This window comes from Micromonospora pattaloongensis (assembly GCF_900107255.1).
GTDB lineage: Bacteria > Actinomycetota > Actinomycetes > Mycobacteriales > Micromonosporaceae > Micromonospora_I > Micromonospora_I pattaloongensis.
Window position 1 is genome coordinate 399,438 of sequence record NZ_FNPH01000002.1, and the last position, 22,086, is coordinate 421,523.

At 74.7% G+C, this 22,086-nt stretch carries 18 protein-coding genes; 7 read left to right on the forward strand and 11 right to left on the reverse strand.

What is annotated here, in order from left to right; all coding sequences use genetic code 11:
- Position 1 precedes the first annotated feature (1 nt).
- The 4 genes from BLW47_RS07680 to BLW47_RS07695 form a co-directional block, all read right to left on the reverse strand.
- Entirely contained in the window at positions 2–2,710 is a 2,709-nt protein-coding gene (locus BLW47_RS07680; protein ID WP_091553496.1) for a thioesterase domain-containing protein, read from the reverse strand.
- A gap of 112 nt (positions 2,711–2,822) precedes the next feature.
- Positions 2,823–6,020: an FtsX-like permease family protein gene (locus tag BLW47_RS07685; RefSeq protein WP_091554603.1), complete on the reverse strand. Its 3,198-nt coding sequence runs from the start codon at positions 6,018–6,020 to the stop codon at positions 2,823–2,825.
- 107 nt (positions 6,021–6,127) lie between these two features.
- Entirely contained in the window at positions 6,128–7,204 is a 1,077-nt protein-coding gene (ligD, locus tag BLW47_RS07690; RefSeq protein WP_091553499.1) for a non-homologous end-joining DNA ligase, read from the reverse strand.
- A 65-nt stretch (positions 7,205–7,269) separates the two neighbouring features.
- Positions 7,270–7,830 carry a hypothetical protein gene (locus BLW47_RS07695; RefSeq protein ID WP_091553502.1) on the reverse strand — a complete coding sequence of 187 codons (561 nt, stop codon included), beginning with the start codon at positions 7,828–7,830 and terminating at the stop codon, positions 7,270–7,272.
- A gap of 57 nt (positions 7,831–7,887) precedes the next feature.
- On the opposite strand from BLW47_RS07695, the gene msrB reads away from it, so the two are divergent.
- Positions 7,888–8,301: a peptide-methionine (R)-S-oxide reductase MsrB gene (gene msrB, locus BLW47_RS07700; RefSeq protein WP_091553506.1), complete on the forward strand. Its 414-nt coding sequence runs from the start codon at positions 7,888–7,890 to the stop codon at positions 8,299–8,301.
- A 45-nt stretch (positions 8,302–8,346) separates the two neighbouring features.
- Here msrB and BLW47_RS07705 read toward each other — a convergent pair whose 3' ends face one another.
- Positions 8,347–8,625 (reverse strand): isoamylase early set domain-containing protein, encoded by a 279-nt coding sequence (locus tag BLW47_RS07705; protein ID WP_091553510.1) that lies wholly within the window; start codon positions 8,623–8,625, stop codon positions 8,347–8,349.
- A gap of 165 nt (positions 8,626–8,790) precedes the next feature.
- Between BLW47_RS07705 and BLW47_RS07710 the strand changes: the two genes are divergently transcribed.
- Positions 8,791–9,051 (forward strand): Prokaryotic metallothionein, encoded by a 261-nt coding sequence (locus BLW47_RS07710; protein ID WP_091553514.1) that lies wholly within the window; start codon positions 8,791–8,793, stop codon positions 9,049–9,051.
- 50 nt (positions 9,052–9,101) lie between these two features.
- Positions 9,102–9,557 (forward strand): GNAT family N-acetyltransferase, encoded by a 456-nt coding sequence (locus tag BLW47_RS07715; protein WP_091553517.1) that lies wholly within the window; start codon positions 9,102–9,104, stop codon positions 9,555–9,557.
- 29 nt (positions 9,558–9,586) lie between these two features.
- On the opposite strand, the gene hemQ is transcribed toward BLW47_RS07715, so the two are convergent.
- From hemQ to hemE, 3 genes are read right to left on the reverse strand one after another with little or no spacing between them, the layout of a single operon-like run.
- On the reverse strand, positions 9,587–10,288 hold the full coding sequence (gene hemQ / locus BLW47_RS07720) for a hydrogen peroxide-dependent heme synthase (protein WP_091553519.1): 702 nt from the start codon (positions 10,286–10,288) through the stop codon (positions 9,587–9,589).
- The gene (gene hemG / locus BLW47_RS07725; protein WP_091553523.1) at positions 10,285–11,688 is read right to left on the reverse strand and encodes a protoporphyrinogen oxidase; all 1,404 of its coding nucleotides are present in this window, start codon (positions 11,686–11,688) and stop codon (positions 10,285–10,287) included. The genes hemQ and hemG overlap by 4 nt, the downstream gene beginning before the upstream one ends.
- Before the next feature lie 11 nt (positions 11,689–11,699).
- A complete protein-coding gene (gene hemE, locus BLW47_RS07730; RefSeq protein WP_091553528.1) occupies positions 11,700–12,782 on the reverse strand; it encodes a uroporphyrinogen decarboxylase in 1,083 nt (360 codons plus the stop codon).
- Between the two features lie 124 nt (positions 12,783–12,906).
- On the opposite strand from hemE, the gene BLW47_RS07735 reads away from it, so the two are divergent.
- Positions 12,907–13,473: a DUF3000 domain-containing protein gene (locus tag BLW47_RS07735; protein ID WP_091553531.1), complete on the forward strand. Its 567-nt coding sequence runs from the start codon at positions 12,907–12,909 to the stop codon at positions 13,471–13,473.
- A 25-nt stretch (positions 13,474–13,498) separates the two neighbouring features.
- Here BLW47_RS07735 and BLW47_RS07740 read toward each other — a convergent pair whose 3' ends face one another.
- Both BLW47_RS07740 and BLW47_RS07745 read right to left on the reverse strand, forming a co-directional pair.
- Positions 13,499–14,275, reverse strand: a complete 777-nt coding sequence (locus BLW47_RS07740) for a hypothetical protein (RefSeq protein WP_091553535.1) — start codon at positions 14,273–14,275, stop codon at positions 13,499–13,501.
- Positions 14,276–14,340: 65 nt separating this feature from the next.
- Positions 14,341–15,561 carry a S1C family serine protease gene (locus tag BLW47_RS07745; protein ID WP_091553538.1) on the reverse strand — a complete coding sequence of 407 codons (1,221 nt, stop codon included), beginning with the start codon at positions 15,559–15,561 and terminating at the stop codon, positions 14,341–14,343.
- Between the two features lie 346 nt (positions 15,562–15,907).
- On the opposite strand from BLW47_RS07745, the gene BLW47_RS07750 reads away from it, so the two are divergent.
- The 3 genes from BLW47_RS07750 to BLW47_RS07760 all read left to right on the forward strand — a co-directional run bounded on the left by BLW47_RS07750 (position 15,908) and on the right by BLW47_RS07760 (position 20,527).
- Complete coding sequence (locus BLW47_RS07750) at positions 15,908–17,131, forward strand: HRDC domain-containing protein (RefSeq protein ID WP_245736553.1); 1,224 nt, start codon at positions 15,908–15,910, stop codon at positions 17,129–17,131.
- Positions 17,132–17,240: 109 nt separating this feature from the next.
- Positions 17,241–18,461, forward strand: a complete 1,221-nt coding sequence (locus tag BLW47_RS07755; protein ID WP_091553544.1) for a thiolase family protein — start codon at positions 17,241–17,243, stop codon at positions 18,459–18,461.
- The gene (locus tag BLW47_RS07760; RefSeq protein WP_091553547.1) at positions 18,458–20,527 is read left to right on the forward strand and encodes a 3-hydroxyacyl-CoA dehydrogenase NAD-binding domain-containing protein; all 2,070 of its coding nucleotides are present in this window, start codon (positions 18,458–18,460) and stop codon (positions 20,525–20,527) included. The genes BLW47_RS07755 and BLW47_RS07760 overlap by 4 nt, the downstream gene beginning before the upstream one ends.
- 90 nt (positions 20,528–20,617) lie before the next feature.
- Here the strand turns inward: BLW47_RS07760 and BLW47_RS07765 are convergent, their stop codons facing one another.
- Complete coding sequence (locus tag BLW47_RS07765; RefSeq protein ID WP_425435358.1) at positions 20,618–21,955, reverse strand: poly(ethylene terephthalate) hydrolase family protein; 1,338 nt, start codon at positions 21,953–21,955, stop codon at positions 20,618–20,620.
- Positions 21,956–22,086 lie beyond the last annotated feature (131 nt).

Below are 22,086 nucleotides of genomic sequence, written 5' to 3' on the forward strand. Positions count from 1 at the left end.
GTCAGGTCCCCTCCTCGCTCCGCAGCCCCGCGCCGAGGCGCAGCCGGCGGTTGGCGGTCGTCTCGACCAGGACCGCCGTGATCAACCCGAGCGCGCCGAGCGCGAGCACCGCGCCGAGCATGCGCGCGTCCACGCGGACGCCGACCGGCACGCCCTCGGCGAAGCGCGGCAGCTGGAGCACCGGCGCGAGCAGCGCGGGCAGGGCCGCGCCGACCAGGGCGCCGGTGCCGAGCGCCACGATCATCGGCGGTCCCAGCTCGTAGCAGAGCAGCCCCCGCCACTGCCGGCGGGACAACCCGAGCGTGCGCAGCCGGGTGCGGGTCTGTGCCCGATCGGCGGAGCCGGCCAGGACCGCGAACCCGATCGCCAGCAGCGCCAGCAGGACGCTGCCGAGCGCCCCCGCGCCGAATCCGAACGACAGCAGACCGTTGATCCCGCCCGCTTCGAGCCCGCGCCGGTGGTCCGACCACCGGACCACGGTGGTGGTGGGCGGTGGGGCGATCGCGGTGAGCACGCCGGCACGCGCGTGCTCCCGCTGCCCTCGGTCGCCGACCTCGCGTACGGCGGCCGCGTCGGCTCCGGCGCCGGCCAGGAGGAAGCCGGTCGGGGCGAGCGGCTGACCCGCCGGCGGGGCGAGCAGTTGCCACGGGAGCACCACGAAGCGCTCCACGTCGGGCGCGATGACCGGGAACGTCGCCGCGACGGCGGCGACCCGGAACTCGTACCGGTGATCTCGGAGGGTGGTGAAGCCGCGGCCGGGCAGCTCGGCGGCGACCGCCGGGGAGACCAGCGCGGGCACGGCTTCGCCGGCCGTCCCGGCACCGGTCAGCGGGGCGGGCAGCGCCACGTCGATCCCCGCGTCCGCGGCGACCCGGGCGAACGCCGGCCCGTCGAGCGCGAGCACGGTGACGGCGGCAAGGTCGGCACCGCCGGCCTGCGCGGTCGGCCGCAGCGGCTGCGCCGGCTCGATCGCCATCGCGGCCACCGCCCGGACCGCCGGGACCCGCGCCAGCTCGGCCGCGGTCCCCGCCGAAAACGCCTCCCCCCTCACCAGCAGATCCGCCGGCACGGCGCGGTCGGTCGCCCGGTCCCGACCGTCGGCGATCGCGGCCGCGACGACCGCGCAGAACATCGCGGTCGCGATCGCGACGACCAGAACGGTCACCGGGGCCAGCGGGGCGCTCGCGGCACGACCGGCCCGGGCGAGCCCCAGGAAGGGCACCACGCCGCGGGCGCGGTCCGCGAGCCGTCCGACCTGCCGCAACGGCCACGGGTAGACGCGCAGCGCGAGCAGCGCGGCCCCGGCGGCGAGCAGCACCGGCACCGACACGAGGTACGGATCGACGCCGCTGGACGCCGACAGCCCGCGCCGCCGCAGCAGGAATGCGCCGAGCACGGCGAGCACCAGCACCGCGCCCTCGGCGGTGAGCCGGCGCGGCGACGGACGGGCGACGACCAGGTCGCGCCGTTCGGATCCGGGCTCGGCCCGGCGGGCGACCGCGAGGACCGTCACCGGCACGGCGAGAACGGCGAGCGCGACGGCGAGCGGCAGCAGCCAGCCGATGTCCGCGGCCCGTCCGGGCGCGAGGCCGCCGGCGAGCCAGCCGAGCGCCGCCGGTAACGGCACCACCAGCAGGGACTCGGCCGCGCCGCGCCGGGCCACGGTAGCCAGCGCGCCGCCCCGGGCGCGCAGCAGCGCCAACTCCGGCCGGCGGTGCCGCGCGGCGAGCCCCGCGGACAGCGCAACCAGGCCGGCCAGTGTGGCAAGCACGCCGGCCGCGACGACCGCGAGCAACGCGCGGCCCGACCGGAACTGTTCGGCGAAGTCCCGCAGCGCGCCGTCCAGCGGCGCGCTGAGCCGGGCGGGCCGCGGCGTCTCGCGCTGCATCCGCAGCAGGCCGCTGCGCGCCGGTTCGAGCTCGGCCGCGGTCAGCCGAGAGGGATCGACCCGGTAATGCCAGCTGTGCGCCATCTGCCACCACCGTGCCTCGACCGTGCGCAGGCCAGCGACGTCGGTGAGCGCGAGCGCCTCGTACGGGCCCTCGCCGGAGGGCGACCTGGCCGGGTCCAGCGTCGGGGGCAGCGACTGCCAGATTCCCGCGCCGGGGTCGATGGGCGCGAAGATCCCGACGAGTTCCACGTCGACGTACGCACCGCCCGGCGCGGGGGGTGTCAGCCGGAACCGGTTGCCGGCCTCGAGTCGCAGCACCGCGGCGACGCGCTCGGCTATGACCGCCTCGATCAGCCGTCCGCCGGGGCGCTCCGGGTTGCGCGGCCACCGCCCGGCGACCAGCCGGGCCCCCTCCGTCGCGCCGGTCACCGTACGCAGGCCGAACTCCACCCGCTGCACGTCCGGGTGCAGATCCCGCCCGGTCGCCGACAGCCCCCGCGGGCCCACCTGGGCCGCGTACCAGCGCTCGCCGACCAGCCGTCGCACCGCCGGGGGCATCGCCGCGTGCAGGTCCCTCAGCCGGTCGGTGCCCGCGCCGACCCGGGTCGCCCCCGCCTGGCCGGGATACGTCAGCTCGTCGTAGCGTAGGTCGCGGATCGCGTCGGGCCGCGCCGCCACGTCCGCGCGCAGCCCCTCGTCGGTCAGTCCGTTCGCGACCCGCGGGACGGCCGTGATCAGCAGCGCGGCGACCAGCGCGAGCGCCGCGATCGGTGCGAAATGCCCACCGAACGCCCGGATCCGGTGCAGCGTGGCCCTCACCGCGTCTCCTCCCCCTGTCGCCGGCCGGCGGCGCCGCGCATGGACCGCCCCGACTGCCCGGCCCGGTCGCCGGCGGCGCGCGCCGACCGCCCCGGCTGCTCGCGCCGCCCGCTCACCGGTCGACGCCGATCCGCAGCTGCGCCGCGGCGGCCCGCTGCCGCACCGTCGCCGCGATCGAGGCGCTCAGCGCCACGGCGACGGCGAGCAGCCCCGCCGCGGTCGCGAGCAGCGGCCCCCAGGGCAGCTCGAACGCGGCCGGCGGCACCGGGCGCCCGGCCGACGGGGTCAGGATCACCAGCGGCGCCATCGTCGCGGCGACCCCGACCCCCACCAGCAGGCCGACCGCGACGCCGAGCCCGGCGAGGAACGCCTGTTCGGCGATGAGCGCGCGGGCCAACAGCCGTGGGGTGGCCCCGAGCGTGTGCAGCACGGCGAGCTCGGCCAGCCGACGGCGGGCGGTCGCCCAGACGTCGAAGGCGAGCCCGACCAGCGCGAGCAGCACCGCACCGAGCGCGGCGACCAGGAAGCCGGTGCGGGTGCCCAGCCAGTACGGGTCGCGTTCCGCCTCGTCGGCGAGGGCCCGCCGGTCGAGCACGCCGATCCCGGGCAGTTGGGCCGCGGCCCGTGCCGCCGCCCCGTGGCCGGCCGGTTCGGTCGCCACCCACCACTCCGTCGGACCGCCGATCGTGGCGCCGCGGGTGTGCAGCAGATACGTGGCCATAGACGGGAGGTCGACCAGCGCGGCGGCGGGGACGTCGTCGGTCGTCGGCAGCGCGGCGACCTCGCCGACGATGCGGGCCGGCACCTCCCGGCCGCCGAGCGGGAGAGCGGTGGTCTGGCCGACCCGCACGTCCAGCTCGCGCAGCAGCGCCGCGCTGGCCAGTACCGGCACCGGGGCGTCGCCGACGGGCGGGGTCACCGCGAATCGGACGCGGTTGCCGGAGTAGCCGCCCGACGGCGGCTGATAGCTGGTGGAGATCACCGCGGGGCGCCGCTCGACGCGCACCGCCCGCGCCCGGCCGCCGTCGTGCACGAGCTCCCACCCGTCGGAGCCGAGTTCGAGCGGGGTGCTCCGCCCGGCGGCGCCGACGACGGCGAGCTCGGTCGCGCGGAGCCCGTACGACGACGCCACCGAGTTCTCGCTCTCCGACTGGAAGCCGGCGAACCGCAACGGCCGTCCCGGCGTGTCCGGCAGCTCCACGGAGAACCGCTGCGGCCGCCCGTCGTTGCCCGTCGTCGTCACCGGCCGCCGGAACGTCCGGCCGTTCCCGGCATCGAAGAGCGCGGCGGTGGTCACGGGGGTGGCGAGTATCGGGTCGGTGTGCGGGGTGGCGATGACGCCGGTGAGCCGCCGGGCGTCCGCCGGCAGCTCCGGCCCGGGCGCCGCGACCCGCCCGCGGGTCATCCGGTCGAGCAGCGTCGGCAGCGGCTCGTCGGCGAGCCCGTCGCGCAGCCGGACGACGTCGTGGGCGGTGGCGGGGTCGAGCGCCAGCACGGTCACCGACGTGTCGGCGGCGCCCACCCGTACGCTGTCGCGCTGCACCGGCACGACCGCGCGCACCCCCGGCAGCCCGGCGAGCTGTCGCGCCCGGTCCGGCTGGGCCACCCCCACGTCCTCGAGCAGCCGCAGATCCGCGCCGACGTGATGGTCGGCCTGATCGCCCAGCGACCGCTGCCACGTGCCGATCACGCACCACGCCAGCGCGCTCGCGGCGACGGCCAGCGCCAGCAGGAACACGGGCCCGGCGTGCGGCCGGCGGCCGGCCTGCCACATCCCGAGGATCGTGGCGGTCCAGAGCTTGCGGTCGACGTAGCGCACGGCCGCGCGGGTCAGCGGCGGCAGCAGCCGCAGCGCGAGGACCGTTCCGGCGAGCACCCCGAGCGTGGGCGCGACGACGAGCAGCGGATCGATTCCGAGCGCCGCCCCGAACCCGGCCAACGGCGAGGAGTACTGGCGCAGCTGGACCCAGGCGATCAGCGCGAACGCCACCAGCGCGAGGTCGAGCCCGGCCCGTTGCAGGCCCGCCCGCCGGTCCGGCCGCGACCGGGCCGCCAACTCGGCGGCGTAGCTGCTGCCGGCGCGCAGCGCCGGAACGGTCATGACCAGCAGGCAGCCGAGCGCCGCGACGGCGGCGACCAGCCAGGCCGCCGCGGTGAGCCGGGCGTCCAGCGGCAGCTCGGCGGTGGCCCCCAGTGGGGCGCGGTCGAGCTGCCGCAACGCCTCCACGCTCAGCAACGGAGCCAGCCCCGCGCCGGGCACGACGAAGAGCGCGGCCTCCCGCGCCGCGAAGCCGGCGAGCTGGCCACGGGCCGCGCCGCGGGCGCGCAGCAGCGCGGTCTGCGACCGCCGCTCCTCGGTCAGCAGGGTACCGAGCAGCACCAGCGTGTAGCCGCCGAGCAGAGCGATGAGCAGCATCGGGGTGACCAGCGCGGAGCGACCGACGGCGCTGGCCCGGCTGAGCCGTTCCGCGAGGCGGTCCAGCTCGGTCACCGCCTGGCCGGAGGTGCCCAGCCCGGCGCGCTGCGCCGCACGCTCCCCCGCCGCGCGCATCTGCGCGCCGACCTCGACCAGCTCGGGGACGGTCGCGTCGGTCAGTCGCGGCTGCACCAGCCAGGCGGCGGAGATGCTGCCCGGGAACGCGCGCCGGAAGTCGGCGCCGTCCAGCACGAAGGGGCCGGTCGCGGCCGCGGCGCGGGCCGGCGCGACGACGTCGGGCACGAGTCGCCAGTACGGGTCGTCGACGTCCCGCGGTCGCCAGACCCCCGCGACGCTCAACTCGCTGGCGCGATCGGTGCTGCGGTCCAGCACGGGGATCCGGTCGCCCGCCGTGACGCCGAGCGTCTCGGCGGTGCGTTCGGGCAGCGCGATCTGCAGGGGGGACGCGTCCGGTCGCGGCCACGCGCCGCGGGTCAGCGTGACGTGGTCGGGCAGCCCGTCCAGCGCCACCATCGAGGCGAAGGCCGGGCCGTCGGCGGCTGCCCCGGCCAGGTCGCCGGTGAGCTGCCGACCGGTGCCGTACCGGGCGCCGAGCACGGTGACCGGGCGACGGCCGACGCCGCCGGCGAACTCGGCCCGGATCGCGGCGTCCCGCGCCTCGTACGCCGCCGCGTCGGCGCCGCCCGAGCCGCTGATCAGCAGGCTGCGTTCCTCGGTCGCGGCGGCCTCGACCACGCCGCGCTCACCGGCCGCGGTCGCCTGCCGGTTGTACTCGACCAGCCCGGTGACCATCGCGGTCGCGATCAGCGCCGCGGCGGCGGCCGCCAGCAGCAGGCCGCGCGCCGCGCGCGCCCGCCGAAGCACCAGCCGCATCGCCACGCCCCTCCCCCGTGTCCTGTGCCGACCCTGCGGGACCGGTGCACGGAGAACGGCAGAGGCGCGCGGAAAAGTTCCGGCCGTTAGGTGATCGTTACGAAGCGCTAACCGCGTGGCCGGTCGCGGTCTTTGGACGGCTGCACCCGCTTCGGCTCCCCCGGCATTTTCGGGTGGTCCGGCGGGTACGGCAGGTCCCCCGTGCCGTCCCGCTCGTCGCGGTCGGCCCACTCCAGCAGCGGCGTGATGTCCCACGGGGTGTCGTCGATGCCGCCGTGCGGGTCGCCGATCTTCGCGAACCGCACCGGGACCGTACGCAGGTCGAAGTCGTCCGGCTCCACCTGCGGCAGCTCGTCCCAGGTGACCGGCGTGGAGACGGTGGCGCGGGCGTTGGCGCGCAGCGAGTACGCGCAGGCGATCGTGCGGTCCCGGGCCATCTGGTTGTAGTCGATGAAAACCTTCTGCCCGCGCTGTTCCTTCCACCACGCGGTGGTCACCAGGTCGGGGCGGCGACGCTCGATCTCGCGGGCGAACGCGATCGCCGCCCGGCGCACCTCGGTGAACGTCCACTGCGGACGGATCCGGACGTAGACGTGCACGCCCCGGCCGCCCGACGTCTTCGGGTAGCCCACCGCGCCCAGCTCGTCGAGGAGCGCCCGCACCTCGGCGGCGACCTCGACCGCGTCGGCGAAGTCCGTGCCGGGCTGCGGGTCGAGGTCGATGCGCAGCTCGTCGGGGCGGTCGACGTCGTCGCCGCGCACCGGCCACGGGTGGAAGACGACGGTGCCCATCTGGGCCGCCCAGAGCACGTGCGCGAGGTCGGCGGGGCAGAGCTCGTCGGCGCTGCGCCCGCTCGGGAAGGTGATCTTCGCGGTCCGGATCCAGGGCGGCACGCCCCGCGCCGGCACCCGCTTCTGGAAGAACATCTCCCCCTCGATCCCCTCGGGGAAGCGCTGCAGCGTGGTCGGGCGGTCGGCCAGGGCGCGCATGATGCCGTCGCCGACCGCGAGGTAGTAGTCGAAGACGTCCCGCTTGGTGTAGCCGGGGCCCGGGAAGCAGATCCGGTCGGGGCTGGTCAGCCGGACGGTGTGGCCGGCGACCTCAGCCTCGACGGCGGGCGCCTTGGCGGCGCGCGCCCGTGTGGCGCCGGTCCGTGTGCCGTCGGTGCTCGCGGTCCCACCCATGCCGTGACGATATGTCACCCGCACGCCGCCCGCGCATGTCTCGTCGTCGATCGGGGACATTTCCTTCAGACCCGGACGCTCCAGTCCCGGTACGTCTCCCAGACGTGGCAGATCATGAAGAGCTTCCGCTCGAACTCTCGGTCCCGGCCGAGCAGCTTCCCGTCGTACGGCGCCCGCGGCCGCAGGACCGTGCCGTCGTCGAGGTAGACCGTCACCACCGTGCGCCGGTGCCGCCGCTCCGGGCGGATGTCGACGACCAGCTTCCACGGCGCGAAACCCTCCAGCGCCAACGGCATCCCGTGCATCCCCAACCGGTCCAGGTCGGCGCCGAACCGCGCCCGCAGCCGCACGCCGACCAGCGCGCCGACCGGCACCGGGAGCAGCAGGAGCAGCCAGGCGAGCGGCGGCACGTCGACGCGACCCGAGCGGGTGCCGGCCACCCGGTCCAGCAGGGGCGGCCCCATCACGGCGCCGAGCAGGACCAGCGCCAGCGCCACCGCGACCAGCCCGCCGATGAAGCTCCCCCGGCCGGCCGCCTGCCGCCGAGTGGGACGGAACCGGGCGAGCACGGGCGGGGCGGGCGCGACCGCCCGCTGCCCGGACGGCGGCGGCGCGGATGCCTGCATGCCTGGCTAACGACGGGGCCGGCCGGTTGGTAATCACGGCCGCCGTACCGTAGAGGCATGGCTGTTGACAAGAGCTCCCTGCCCAGCACCGAGGAGGAGTGGCGGGTACGCCTCTCGCCGGAGGAGTTCCGGGTGCTGCGCGAGGCGGGCACCGAGCGTCCGTGGACCGGCGAGTACGTGGACACCAAGACTCCGGGCCTCTACCACTGCCGCGCCTGCGGCGCCGAACTGTTCTCCAGCGCCACCAAGTTCGACTCGCACTGCGGCTGGCCCAGCTTCGACGAGGCGATCCCCGGCGCGATCCGCTACCTGGAGGACCGCTCGCACGGCATGCTCCGCACCGAGGTGCGCTGCGCCACCTGCGACTCGCACCTCGGGCACCGCTTCGACGGCGAGGGCTTCACCCCGAAGAACGCGCGCTACTGCATCAACTCGGTGTCGATGACCCTGGAGCCGACCGACCGGGTCTGATCGCGCCCCGCGCCGGCCGCGGACGCCGCGGCCGGCGGGGCACGGTCAGGACAGCACCAGCCGGCCACCCTGCTCGTCGACGTGGTCGGCGTGCTCGTCGTCGAGCCACACGCCGCCGGTCGCCAGGTAGCGGAAGCGGTACTCCCCGGGCTCCAGCCGGACGGTGACCGTCCGGCTGCCGTCGCGGCGGCGCACCAGCTCGTGCCGTCCCGGCTCCCAGCCGTTGAAACACCCGACCACGCTGACCGCGCCGGCCGGGACGTCGCCGGGGAGGCAGAACGTCACCCGGGTCTTGCTGCCGAACAGTTTGCTGCGCTTGATCACGGTGTTGCTCCTCCGGTGTCGCACTCGACCCGACGAGCGTCGCACCGCCGCCGAATGTCGCGAAGCGACACGCCCGGCCAGAGGCCCCGGATTCCCCGTTCCGGTTGCCGACGTCGCGGTCGGGGCGCAGGCTGCTCGCGGGTGTCCGAACCGGGAGGTTTCGCCATGGCGACCTGTGAGGTCTGCGGCAACGACTACTGGATGACGTTCGAGATCCACACGACGAGCGGCGCCGTCCACACCTTCGACTCGTTCGAGTGCGCCATCCACCGGATGGCGCCGGTCTGCGAGCACTGTCAGTGCAAGGTCATCGGGCACGGGGTCGAGGTCGCGGGCCGGTTCTTCTGCTGCGCGCACTGCGCCCGCTCGGCGGCCGGCACGCAGGGCGCCGAGACGCGCGACGCGGTCGGGGCGCGGCCGAGCTGACGCGCGGCGCCCATCCGGCGGCGGACGCCGGGGCGCTCTACGATCGCCGGATGCAGCCGCAGACCGCCGAGGTGCAGCTCCGGGTGGCGTCCTTCGCCGACCTGGACACCCGCACCCTGTACGACCTGCTCCGGCTCCGCGTCGACGTCTTCGTCGTCGAGCAGGAGTGCGCCTATCCGGAACTCGACGGACGGGACACCGAGCTGGGCACCCGGCATCTCTGGCTCGCCCGCGACCGCACGCCCGTGGCGTACCTGCGGATCCTCGACGACGGCGACCGGGAGCGGATCGGCCGGGTCGTGGTGGCCGGCGCGGAGCGCGGGCGCGGACACGCGGCGCGGCTGCTCGACGAGGCGCTGACCGTGGTCGGGCGGCGCGCCTGTGTGCTGGACGCCCAGGCGCACCTGGTCGACTTCTACGCCGGCTACGGCTTCCGTCCGACCGGCCCGGAGTACCTCGACGACGGCATCCCGCACGTGCCGATGCGCCGCGACCCGACGCCCTGATCGTCCGCGGCGTGCGCAGCGACCGCCGGCTACGGCAGCGTGGCGATCAGCTCCGGCACCGAGCGACGCCGCCCGGTGAAGAACGGCACCTCCTCGCGGACGTGCCGGCGCGCCGTCGAGCCCCGCAGGTCGCGCATCAGGTCGACGATGCGGTGCAGCTCGTCCGCCTCGAACGCCAGCATCCACTCGTAGTCGCCGAGCGCGAATGACGCGACGGTGTTCGCCCGCACGTCGGGGTAGCCCCGCGCCATCCGGCCGTGCTCGGCGAGCATCTCGCGCCGCTCGGCGTCGGGCAGCAGGTACCACTCGTAGGAGCGCACGAACGGGTAGACGCAGATGTAGGCGCGGGCCTCCTCCCCGGCGAGGAACGCCGGGATGTGGCTCTTGTTGAACTCGGCCGGCCGGTGCAGCGCCATCTGCGACCAGACCGCGGTGAGCTGTCGGCCGAGCGCGGTGCGGCGGAACCGCCCGTACGCCTCCTGGAGCGCGTCGCTGGACCCGGAGTGCCACCAGATCATGATGTCGGCGTCGGCGCGCAGCCCGGAGACGTCGTACGTGCCGCGCACGGTCACGTCCTTCGTGGCGAACTGCTCGAAGAGCGACTCGATCTCGCTGACGACGTCGTCGCGGAGCGCGGGGAGCGATCCGGAGACCCGGAAGACGGACCACATCGTGTACCGGATCGTGTCGTTCAGCTCCCGCAGCCGGGCCGCGTTGGTCTGCTCGCTCATGCCGCCAATCCTTCCAGGGCTTTGATGATCTCTTCCGCGGCGGTCTCGCCGGACCGGACGCACACCGGGATCCCCACGCCGTCGTAGCCGGCGCCGGCCAGCGCCAGCGTCGGATGCGCCGCCCGCAGCCGGGCCCGCGCCGCCGCGACCCGCGCGACGTGTCCCGGTGCGTACTGCGGCAGCGCCCCGCCCCAGCGCTGGACGTGGGTCTCCAGCGGCGCCGGCAGCGCGGCGCCGACCAGCGCGGACAGCTCCCGGTGCACGGTCGCCACGAGCTCGTCGTCGTCGCGCTGCAGCTGCTGCTCCTCGCCGTGCCGGCCGACCGAGGCCCGCACCAGCGCGACCCCGTCCGGGCGGCGCAGGTGCGCCCATTTGGTGGTGAAGAACGTCGCGGCCTTGGTGAGCGCGCCCTCGACCGCCGGCACCAGGAAGCCGGAGAGTTCCGGCAGCGCCGCCGCCGGCAGCGCCATCGCGACCAGCGCGACGCTCGCGTAGTCCAGCTCGCCGACCCGGGCGGCGACGCCGGTGTCGACGCCGGCGAGCAGCCGCGCGGCCGGGCGGGCCGGCAACGCCAGGACCACCGCGTCGACGTCGACGCGCTCGGGGTCGCGGGTCGGGCCGACGACCAGCCGCCAGCCGGTGCGGGTGGGGGTCAGTTCGCGGACCGCCGCGCCGAGCCGCAGCTGCGCGCCGCCGGCCGCGGCGACCGCGTCGACCAGCCGGGACAGGCCACCGGAGACGGTGGCGAAGACCGGGGTGCCGGCGGGACGCGGCGCGGCCGTCATCGCCGCGCGGACCGCTCGGACCAGGGTCGGCTCGACCCGGGCGGCGCGGGCCAGCCCGGGCATGGTCGCGGCCAGCGACAGCTGGTCGGCGCGGCCGGCGTACACCCCGCCGAGCATCGGGTCCACGAGCCGGTCGACCACGTCGTCGCCGAGGCGCTGCCGGACCAGCGCGCCGACCGCGACGTCCTCGTCCGGCCCGAGCAGCGGGCCACCGCCATCGGCGTCCCGGTCCGCGTCCGGCCGCGCGACCGCGGCCACCTGGTCCAGATCGCCGGGTACGCCGACCAGCGTGCCGCGGGGCACCGGCAGCAGCCGCCCGCCGACGACGATCGCCGCCTGCGTGGTGGCCGGATGTACCAGGTCGTCACCGAGCCCCACCCGGCGGGCGAGCGCGACCGCGGCGGAGTCGCCGCCCGCGGGATCGCGGGTCAGGAAGTTCTCGGCGCCGCGCTCCAGCACCGAACCGGCGAGCTCACCCGTGCGCAGCTTGCCGCCGAGCGCCCCGGACTGCTCGTACACGGTGACGCGGGTGCCGGCGGGCGCGGCCTCCCGCAACCGCAGCGCGGCGGCCAGCCCGGTGATGCCGCCGCCGATCACCGCGATCCGTCTCTGCATGCCGGTGCCCGTCAGCTGGCGCGCGCGGACGCCTCGTGCACGAGCGCGACCACCCGGGTCAGCACCTCGGGGTCGGTCTCGGGCAGCACGCCGTGGCCCAGGTTGAAGACGTGCCCGGGCGCGGCGCGGCCCTCGGCGAGCACCCGCCGCACCTCAGCCTCGATCACGGGCCACGGCGCGAAGAGCAGGGTGGGGTCGAGGTTGCCCTGCACCGCCTTGCCCGGCCCGATCCGGGTGACCGCCTGGTCCAGCGGGGTGCGCCAGTCCACGCCGACGACGTCCGCGCCGGCGTCGGCCATCGCGCCGAGCAGCTCGGCGGTGCCGACCCCGAAGTGGATCCGCGGCACGCCCGCGTCGGCGAGCCCCTGAAGCACCGCCGAGGAGTGCGGCAGCACGAACCGGCGGTAGTCGGCGGCGGAGAGCGCCCCCGCCCACGAGTCGAAGAGCTGGACGGCGGAAACCCCGGCCGCGACCTGCACGCGCAGGAACTCCAGCGTGATCTCGGCAAGCCGGCCGCAGAGCGCGTGCCACACCTCGGGCGCCCCGTGCATCAGCGCCTTCGTCTTCGCGTGGGTGCGCGACGGCCCGCCCTCGACCAGGTAGCTGGCGAGCGTGAACGGGGCGCCCGCGAAGCCGATCAGCGGGGTCGCGCCCAGCTCCGCGACGAGCAGCCGGACCGCCTCGTCGACGTACGACACGTCGTCGACGGTGATCGGGCGCAGCCGCTGCACATCGGCCATGGTGCGGATCGGCTCGTCGACCACCGGCCCGGTACCGGGCACGATGTCCAGGTCCACACCGGCGGCGGCGACCGGCACCACGATGTCGCTGAACAGGATCGCCGCGTCCACGCCGTGCCGGCGGACCGGCTGCATGGTGATCTCGCAGACCAGCTCGGGGCGGCGGCAGGACTCCAGCATCGGGATGCCGGCCCGGATCTCGCGGTATTCCGGCAGCGACCGCCCGGCCTGGCGCATGAACCAGACCGGGGTGTGTGGCACGGGCTCGCCCCGACAGGCGCGTACGAACGCCGATCGGGCGGGTGTGCTCGGGGCTCCGTCGTGGGCTGCGCTGCCCGGCATGATGGTGGTCATCGGGGCAATCGTGCCACGTGGCACCGGACGTCCGGCACGCAGAGGGCGATCGGGTTGGTCCGGTCATATCCGCGGATCGGCGCGCCGACCCCACCCGTGGCGGCGGTCGGCTTAGGCTGCGGACATGAGCTCCCCTCCCACCATGCTGCCCGAGGCGTTCACCCGCGCCGTGGCCGGGCTGCGCGCGGTAACGCCGCGCGGGGAGATCATGGTCGAGGAGATCGGGGCGCCGCAGCGGCTGGCGCCGTACGCCTTCGCGCTGAGCGCGACGGTGCTGCGCGACGGCGACGAGATCGCGACCGGCCGGCTGATCCTGCTGCACGACCCCGCCGGCCATGAGGCGTGGCAGGGCACGCTACGGCTGGTGACGTACGTCACCGCGGACCTGGAGCCGGAACTTGCCGCGGACCCGCTGCTGCCGGGGGTCGGCTGGACGTGGCTCACCGACGCCCTCGACGCGCACGAGGCGGCGTACATCGCGATCGGCGGCACGGTGACCCAGACGATGTCGACCCGGTTCGGCGATCTCTCCGGGCCGCCCCCCGGCGGCGACATCGAGATCCGGGCGTCGTGGACGCCGGTCAGCGACGACCTGGGAGCGCACCTGCTGGCCTGGTGCGCGCTGCTCGCCTCGACCGCCGGCCTCCCGCCCCCCGGCGTCACGGCCCTGCCCCAGCCCCGCACCCACTGACGCGCTCTTCCTCGGTCGGCGGGGGCTAGAGGTACTTGTCGGCCTCCTTGCACGCCTTGTCGGCCTCCTTGGCGAGCTTCTCGAAGGTCCCCCGGTCGTCGGCCGCCATCGCCCGGCCGAGCGTCTCGAGGCACGTGGCGATGATCTCCTTCTGCCGGGCCTGCTCGTCACGGGCGTTCTTCGTGCCGGCCAGGTCCTGCTCGACCTGCTTCAGGTTGTCGTTCGCGGTCTCCAGGTCACGCTTCAGCCCGTCGATCTCCTTGGCATTCGCGTCGAGCCGGGCGTCGCGGTCGCTGACCTGCGCCGTCAGCCGCTGCTCGGTGCTGCTCAGCTCGCTCGACTTCGCGATGAAGAGCCCGGTCATCACGCCGCCGAGCACGAACAGCAGGCCGGCCACGATCGCGAGCACGGTCGCGCCCCGGCTGCGGCCTGCCCCGGCGCCCGCCGCCGGGTACGGCACGCCGGACATCGGCTGCCCGTAGCCGGGCCCGGAGACCGGCCCGCCGGGGTACGGCTGTCCCGGCGCCCCCGGAACCGTCGCGGGGCCGGCCGGAGCGCCGGGCTGCCCGCCGAACGGCGGCGCCGACGCGGGCCCGGCACCGAACGGCGGCGGCGTGTAATCGGCCGGCGGGACCTGCCCGGCGGGCGCGTCCGACGCGGCCGCCGGCATCGTCACCGTCGGGTCCAGCAGCGCCGGGTGCGGTGCCGGCGGCGACACCGGCGCCGCGCCGGGGGCGTACCCCCGGTCCGGCCCGGCCTCGCCGGCGGGCGAACCGTCGGGGGTGTGCGAAGGGTGGGACATGTTTCCTCCAGGAAGGCGCCCCCACCGGCGCAGTCGTGGCCGGCGAGGGAAAGAGAGCGGAGAGATCAGCAGATTTTGAACTCGTCGCAGGCCGTCTTGATCGGCACGGCCAGCCCGATGCCCTCCGCGTCGCGCGCCTTCGCGGTCGCGATTCCGACGACCTGCTTCGACCGGTTGATGACGGGGCCGCCGGAGTTGCCGGGGTTGATCGGGGCGCTGAACTGGATGACCGTCCCGGCGCCGTCCGGGGACTTGCGGAACGCGCTGACCACCCCGGTGGTGACGGTGTCCTCCAACCCGAGCGGTGCGCCGACCACGACGATCTGCTGCCCCGACTTCACCGCGTCGCCCGCCGGGACCAGCCCGGTGAACTTCCCGTCGGCGCGCAGCTGCGCCACGTCGTTGGTCTCGTCGACCTTCACGATCGTCGCCGGGAAGCGCTGGTCGCGGCGCTCGATGAAGACCTTCCGCTCGCCGCTGTTCCACACCGACTCGACGACGTGGAAGTTGGTGAACAGATTCGTCCCGCCGCCGTTGGCCGGCTTGCCGACCGCGAACGCCGTGCCGGTGAACTCGCCGGCGCTGACCCGGAACACGCTGGGCAGCACGGCCGAGGAGATCGCCTCGGGGTTGAACACGTCGTCGGCCTGCTTCTCCAGCTGCGCGGCCCGCCCTTCCAGCGCCTCCATCCGCCGGCCCTGCTCGACCTGCGCCTCGGCGAGCCGGCGGTCGGCCGCGGCGAGGCGGTCCTGGAGCCGTTGCATCTGATGTGCCTGGAAGCCGACGGCGCCGCCGAGCGCGAGCACCAGCAGCAGCGCGGTGACGCCGGGCCAGGCCAGGCGGCGCTTCGGCGCCGCCGCCGGGGCGCCGGCGCTGGCCGCGGCCGGGCCGGCCGGCGGGGCGGCGAACTCCGCCGACGCGGGGGGCTGGGGCGGGGTGTACGGCCGGGGGTAGCCCGCGGAGGGCTCCCAACTCGCGCCCGACGTCGGGGCGGTGTGCGGGGCGCGGAACGGGTTGGCGCCGGCGTGCGGCGTCGCCGCACCGGTGACGAGCGCGGCCGCCGACGCGGGCTCGACCCGCGGCGGCATCGGCCCCGGCCGGAGCTGCGTCGGGTCGCCGGCCCCGGAGACCGGGGCGGCGCTCACGGGAGCGGCGGGCGGGGTGGCGGCGACGGGCGCGGGCTGCGGCGGGGCCGACGGCGCGAGCGGGGCGGTCTCCCCCGCCTTCGGCGTCGCGTCCTGCTGCGCGCCGGACTGCGCGGCATGCGGGTCGTAGCCACTGCTCATGGATCGATGCCCTCCCCTAAGGCGCCTGCTGCCGATCGCCGCCCGGCGGCCGCGTGTTCCATCCCGCGGTCACACAAAAAACAACTCAGCGTACTGATCGGCAGGGTGGACCGTACCTGCAGGAAAGGGGTTTGTCTTCCCCGGTGTCCGGCTGCTCCCGCACCGCTCACGCTGCGTCACCATCCCGCTCGGCCGCGACGCGCCGGCCGCCCAGCTCTGCACGTCGGGGGCCGCGCCGAACTAGGGTTGCGAGGTGACCGACGAACCACCCCTGCGCCGTCGGGCCGGGCAGCGCGCAGCGGCGGCCGAGCCGCAGCCGACGGGCGAGGCCGCAACGCCCGAGGCCGTGGCCCCCAGCGCGACGCGCGCCGACCCCGTGCCGCTGACCGCTCCGCGCGAGGGCACCCCCGCTCCCGTGGAGACCGCCGCCGAGCTGGCCGACGTCGTGGCCGACTTCGCCTCCGGCACGGGCGCCGTCGCGATCGATGCCGAACGCGCCTCGGGCTACCGCTACAGCCAGCGGGCCTATCTGGTGCAGCTGCGTCGCGCCGGCGCCGGCACCGTCCTGATCGACCCGCTGCCCCTGGCCGACCTGCGCACGCTGGACGAGGCGATCGCCGACGCCGAGTGGGTGCTGCACGCCGCCAGCCAGGACCTGCCCTGCCTGGCCGAGCTCGGCCTGCGCCCGCGCCGGCTCTTCGACACCGAGCTGGCGGCCCGGCTGGCCGGCTTCGAGCGGGTCGGGCTGGCCGCCCTGACCGAGCAGCTGCTCGGCTTCACCCTGGAGAAGCACCACTCCGCCGCCGACTGGTCGACGCGGCCACTGCCGGAGTCGTGGCTGACGTACGCGGCGCTGGACGTGGAGCTGCTGACCGATCTGCGCGACGCGCTCGCGGTGGAGCTGGAGCGGCAGGGCAAGCAGGCGTGGGCGGCCGAGGAGTTCGCGGCGCTGGTGGCGTGGGGCGCGCAACCGCCGCGACAGCGGGTCGACCCGTGGCGGCGCACGTCGGGGATCCACCGGGTGCGCGGCGCGCGGGCGCAGGCGCGGGTACGCGCGATGTGGCGCGCCCGGGACGCGATCGCGGCACGGCGGGACTCGGCCCCCGGCCGGGTGCTGCCCGACGCGGCGATCATCGCCGCCGCCGAGCTGGATCCGCGGGACGAGCGCACGCTGCTGACCCTGCCGGGCTTCGGCGGTCGCTCCGTACGACGGTTGGCCCGGACCTGGCTCGACGCACTCGCCGAGGCGCGATCGCTGCCCGACGAGGAGCTGCCGGTGGCGCCGGCCGTCGAGGGACCGCCCCCGCCGCACCGGTGGGCCGAACGCGATCCCGCCGCGGCCGCGCGGCTGGCCCGGTGCCGCGAGGTGGTCACCCGGACCGCCGCCGCGCACGTCCTGCCGCCGGAGAACCTGATCGCCCCGGACTCCGTACGCCGGCTGGCGTGGACGCCGCCGGAGGAGATCACGGTGGACGCCGTCTCGGCGACGTTGCGCGGATTCGGGGCGCGGGCCTGGCAGGTCGGGTTGATCGCGGAGGAGCTGACCGCGGCGCTGACCGGCACCGAGTAGCACCGGCACCGGGGTGTGGGCCGGACCACAGCCGGGCGGGCTGCCGAGCGATAGTTACCGGCGAGTAGCATCCGAGGCACACGCTCGATGTTGGCAAGGAGGCCCTACCGTGCCCCGTGAAGTCCGGGATGTCGTCTTCGTCGACGGCGTCCGCACCCCGTTCGGCAAAGCGGGTGGCATGTACGCCAACACCCGCGCCGACGACCTGGTCATCCGCTGCATCCGCGAACTGCTGCGCCGCAACCCGCAGCTGCCACCGGAGCGCGTCGACGAGGTGGCCATCGCCGCCACCACCCAGATCGGCGACCAGGGCCTGACCCTCGGCCGCACCGCCGCGCTGCTGGCCGGGCTCCCCAAGACCGTGCCCGGCTACTCGATCGACCGGATGTGCGCCGGCGCGATGACCGCGGTCACCACGGTCGCCGGCGGCATCGCCATGGGCGCGTACGACGTGGCCATCGCCGGCGGCGTCGAGCACATGGGCCGGCACCCGATGGGCGAGGGCGTCGACCCCAACCCGCGGATCATCGCCGAGAAGCTGGTCGACCCGTCGGCGCTGGTGATGGGCTCCACCGCGGAGAACCTGCACGACCGGGTCCCGCACATCACCAAGCAGCGCACCGACGCGTTCGCGCTCGCCTCGCAGCAGAAGACCGCCAAGGCGTACGCCAACGGCAAGTTCCAGGCGGACCTGGTCGCCGTCGCCGTGCGCGACCCGGAGGCCGGCTGGGGCCTGGCCACCGTCGACGAGGCGCCGCGCGAGACCTCGATGGAGAAGCTCGGCACCCTCAAGACGCCGTTCCGTCCGCACGGTCGGGTGACCGCGGGCAACGCGGCCGGCCTGAACGACGGCGCGACCGCGAGCCTGCTCGCCGCCGAGGACGTGGCCCGCGAGCTCGGCCTGCCGATCGGCATGCGGCTGGTGTCGTACGGCTTCGTCGGCGTCGAGCCGGAGATCATGGGCATCGGCCCGGTCCCGTCGACCGAGAAGGCGCTGAAGATCGCCGGCCTCACCATCGACGACATCGGACTGTTCGAGCTCAACGAGGCGTTCGCCGTGCAGGTGCTCGCCTTCCTCGACCACTTCGGCATCGCCGACGACGACCCGCGGGTCAACCAGTGGGGTGGCGCGATCGCCATGGGCCACCCGCTCGCCTCGTCGGGCGTACGCCTGATGACCCAGCTGTCCCGGCAGTTCGCCGAGCACCCCGAGGTCCGCTACGGCCTGACCGCGATGTGCATCGGCATCGGCATGGGCGGCACCGTGATCTGGGAGAACCCTGCCTGGACGGGGTCCAGCCAGCAGTCGCAGCGGGAAGGTGCCAAGTGAGCACTCTGGAGAACCCGAACGAGGTCGTGACCAAGTCCCTGCTGCGACTGGTCACCGTGCCCGGGCTGGACAAGCCGGCCGCGCTGATCACGCTCGACAACGGCTTCGACCACAAGAAGCCGAACTCACTCGGTCCGGCCGGCCTGGCCAGCCTGGACAACGCCATCACCGAGGCGCTCGCCGCCAATCCGGCGTTCATCGCGGTCACCGGCAAGCCGTACATCTTCTGCGTGGGCGCGGACGTGACCGGCATCCCGCTGGTCACCGACCGGGCACAGGCGGTCGAGCTCGGCCGCCTCGGCCACCGGGTCTTCGCCCGGCTGCGCGGCAGCGCGGTCCCGACGTTCGCGTTCGTCAACGGCGCGGCGATGGGCGGCGGCCTGGAGCTGGCGCTGCACTGCCACTACCGGACGATCTCCGGCGGCGCCGCGGCGCTCGCGCTCCCCGAGGTCTCGCTCGGCCTGGTGCCCGGCTGGGGCGGCACGCAGCTGCTGCCGAACCTGATCGGCATCCCGGCGGCGACTCAGGTGATCATCCAGAACCCGCTGATGCAGAACAAGATGCTCAAGCCGAAGCAGGCGGCGGAGATGGGCATCGCGGACGTGCTGTTCGAGCCGGCCGACTTCCTGGAGCGGTCGCTGGAGTGGGCCGTCGGCGTGGTGCGCGGCGAGATCACGGTGGCCCGTCCCGAGGTCGACAAGGACATGTGGGACGGCGTGCTGTTCTTCGCCAAGCAGACGCTCGACCAGCGGCTGCACGGCGCGGTCCCGGCCGCGTACAAGGCGCTGGAGCTGCTCGGCCTGGCCAAGGACGCGCCGTTCGAGCAGGGCACGGCCGCCGAGGACGAGGCGCTGGCCGACCTGGTGATGAGCGAGGAGCTGCGCAGCGGCCTCTACGCGTTCGACCTGGTGCAGCGGCGGGCCAAGCGGCCGGCCGGCGCGCCGTCGCCGGGGCTGGCCCGCGACGTCCACAAGGTGGGCATCGTCGGCGCCGGTCTGATGGCCTCGCAGCTGGCGCTGCTGTTCGCGCGCCGTCTCCAGGTGCCGGTGGTGCTGACCGACCTGGACCAGGCCCGGGTGGACAAGGGCGTCGCGTACGTCCACAAGGAGATCGAGAAGGCCGTCAGCAAGGGCCGGATGGACAAGGGCACGGCGGCGAAGCTGTACGGCCTGGTGAGCGGCTCCGTCGACAAGAGCGTCTTCGCCGACGCGGACTTCGTGATCGAGGCGGTCTTCGAGGACCTCAACGTCAAGAAGCAGGTCTGGGCCGAACTGGAGAAGATCGTCAAGCCCGAGGCGATCCTCGCGACCAACACCTCCTCGCTGTCGGTGACGGAGATGGCCGCCGACCTGGAGCACCCGGAGCGGGTGGTCGGCTTCCACTTCTTCAACCCGGTCGCGGTGCTGCCGCTGCTGGAGATCGTCCGCGGCGAGCGGACCGACGACGCCAGCCTCGCCACCGCGTTCGCGGTCGGCAAGTCGCTGCGCAAGTCCTGCGTGCTGGTGAAGGACGCCCCGGCGTTCGTGGTCAACCGGCTGCTGACCCGCTTCCTCGGCGAGATCTTCGCCGCGGTCGACGCCGGCACCCCGCCGGAGGTCGCGGACAGCGCGCTCGACCCGCTGGGCCTGCCGATGCGTCCGCTGGCGCTGCTGCAGCTCGTCGGGCCGGCGGTCGCGCACCACGTCGGCGGCACGCTGCACGCGGCGTTCCCCGACCGGTTCGGCGTGAGCGAGAACCTCAAGCGGATCGCCGAGGCCGGCAAGCCGATCATGGTGGACGACGCGGTGAACCCCGAGGTGGTCGCGCTGCTGCAGGTGGGCAACGCGCCGCTGACGGCCGACGAGGTACGCCAGCGGGCGCTCGACGCGCTCGCCCGGGAGATCCGGCTGATGCTGGACGAGGGTGTGGTCGCCGAGGCGCAGGACATCGACCTGTGCATGATCCTCGGCGCCGGCTGGCCGTTCCACCTGGGCGGGGTCACCCCGTACCTGGACCGCACCGGCACCTCGGAGAGCGTGACCGGCCACCGGTTCCTGCCGCGCGGGGTGGCCAGCTTCCCCGCCTGAGGCGCATCATCCGCGTTATCGGGGACTGTCGGCGCTCGCGCGCCGGCCAGTCCCCGATCACGCGTTTGTGCTACTGCCCAGCCCGGCTGATCATCCTGCGGACACGAGGTTGAATCGTTGGTTGGTTTGTCCGTGGCAGTCGTACAGCTGGATCTGCGCTCCGTTGGCGGTGCTCCAGACGTCCAGGCATCGCCCGGACTGCACGCCGCTGATGGTGCCGTTGGAGTTGACGTTCCACTGCTGGTTGCTCTGACCGTGGCAGCTGTAGATCTGGACCGCCGCGCCGTTGCCGGAACCCGCCGCGTCCAGACACATGTCGCCGTACACCCGTAGCTGCTTGTCCGAGGTGTACGTCCAGGCCTGGTTGGACTGCTTGTTGCAGTCGTAGAGCTGCACCCGGGTGCCGTTGGCACGGGACGCATTGGTGACGTCGACGCACCGACCCGACTGCACGCCCACGATCGCGGAGGCGGAGTTGGGTGGCACGGTAGGGGTGGCTGGAGGCGTGGTGGGCGGGGTCGTCGGCGGGGTGGTCGGCGTCGCGGGCAGCAACGGGCAGGTGCTGCGGTAGGTGACCACGCCGCTGGAGTCGAGCAGCGGGCAGAGGAACTGGCTGTACCGAGCGTCGTTGTCGATGAACATCTTGACGAACGGCAGCATGGTCCGAATCATCACCGGGTTCGACCGTCCGACCATGAATCCATGATCCGCACCGGCAACCTCGAGGTAGACGCTCTCCGTCGTGGCCGGGAGGCTGTTGTACAGGCCGGTGGCGTAGGACGGGGTGACTACCGTGTCCGCCTGCCCGGCGAAGATCATCGTGGGCACCCGGTCGTTGGCCAGGTTCGACGACGGCGAGTAGGGCGCGATGCCGACCACTGCCTTCAGCCCCGGACGCCGGATTGCTGCGCTCAGTGCCCCGCCGCCGCCCATGGAGTGGCCGGCGACGGCGAGCCGGTTGGGGTCGACCCGGTCGCGTACCGGGCTCTGCTGCGTCAGGTAGTCCAGTGCGGCGAGCAACTGGGTGCCTCGGGCGGTGTCGAAATCGTTGCGGCTGTTGGTCTCGATGCCGATCACGACGAAGCCGTGCGATGCCAGCCACGGCCCCATCCAGGCCAGTTCGGCGGAGAACAACGCGGTGTAACCCGGCGAGATCGCGATTGCCCCGAAGGTGCCCTGGCTGGTGTCGGTCGGGTAGTAGATCCTGCCGCCGTTGAAGCCGTACCCGGTCGGGACGCTGACCGAGGTGTTGGCGAAAGGCCCGTTCACGGCCGCGACGCTGGTCCGGGTGGGGTCCGGACCGCGCTGGTACGGGTTGTCGGCGGCCGACGCCGACCCGGTCGTCACCGCCATGGTGAACAGGCCGAGAGTGACCGCGACGCCGGCCGCGGCGAGCGTGAGCAGCCGGCCCCGAAGGCCGAGGGACACTCGGTCAGTATGGGTATCCCGCGAGGGCGGCGGGTGGGGTGTGTGTCCTCGCATTGTCGGTGCCTCCTGGTGACGGGGTGAGTGCGGAACGGGCGGGCTCGGCAGGTGCCGAGCCCGCCCGTTCCGGCGTT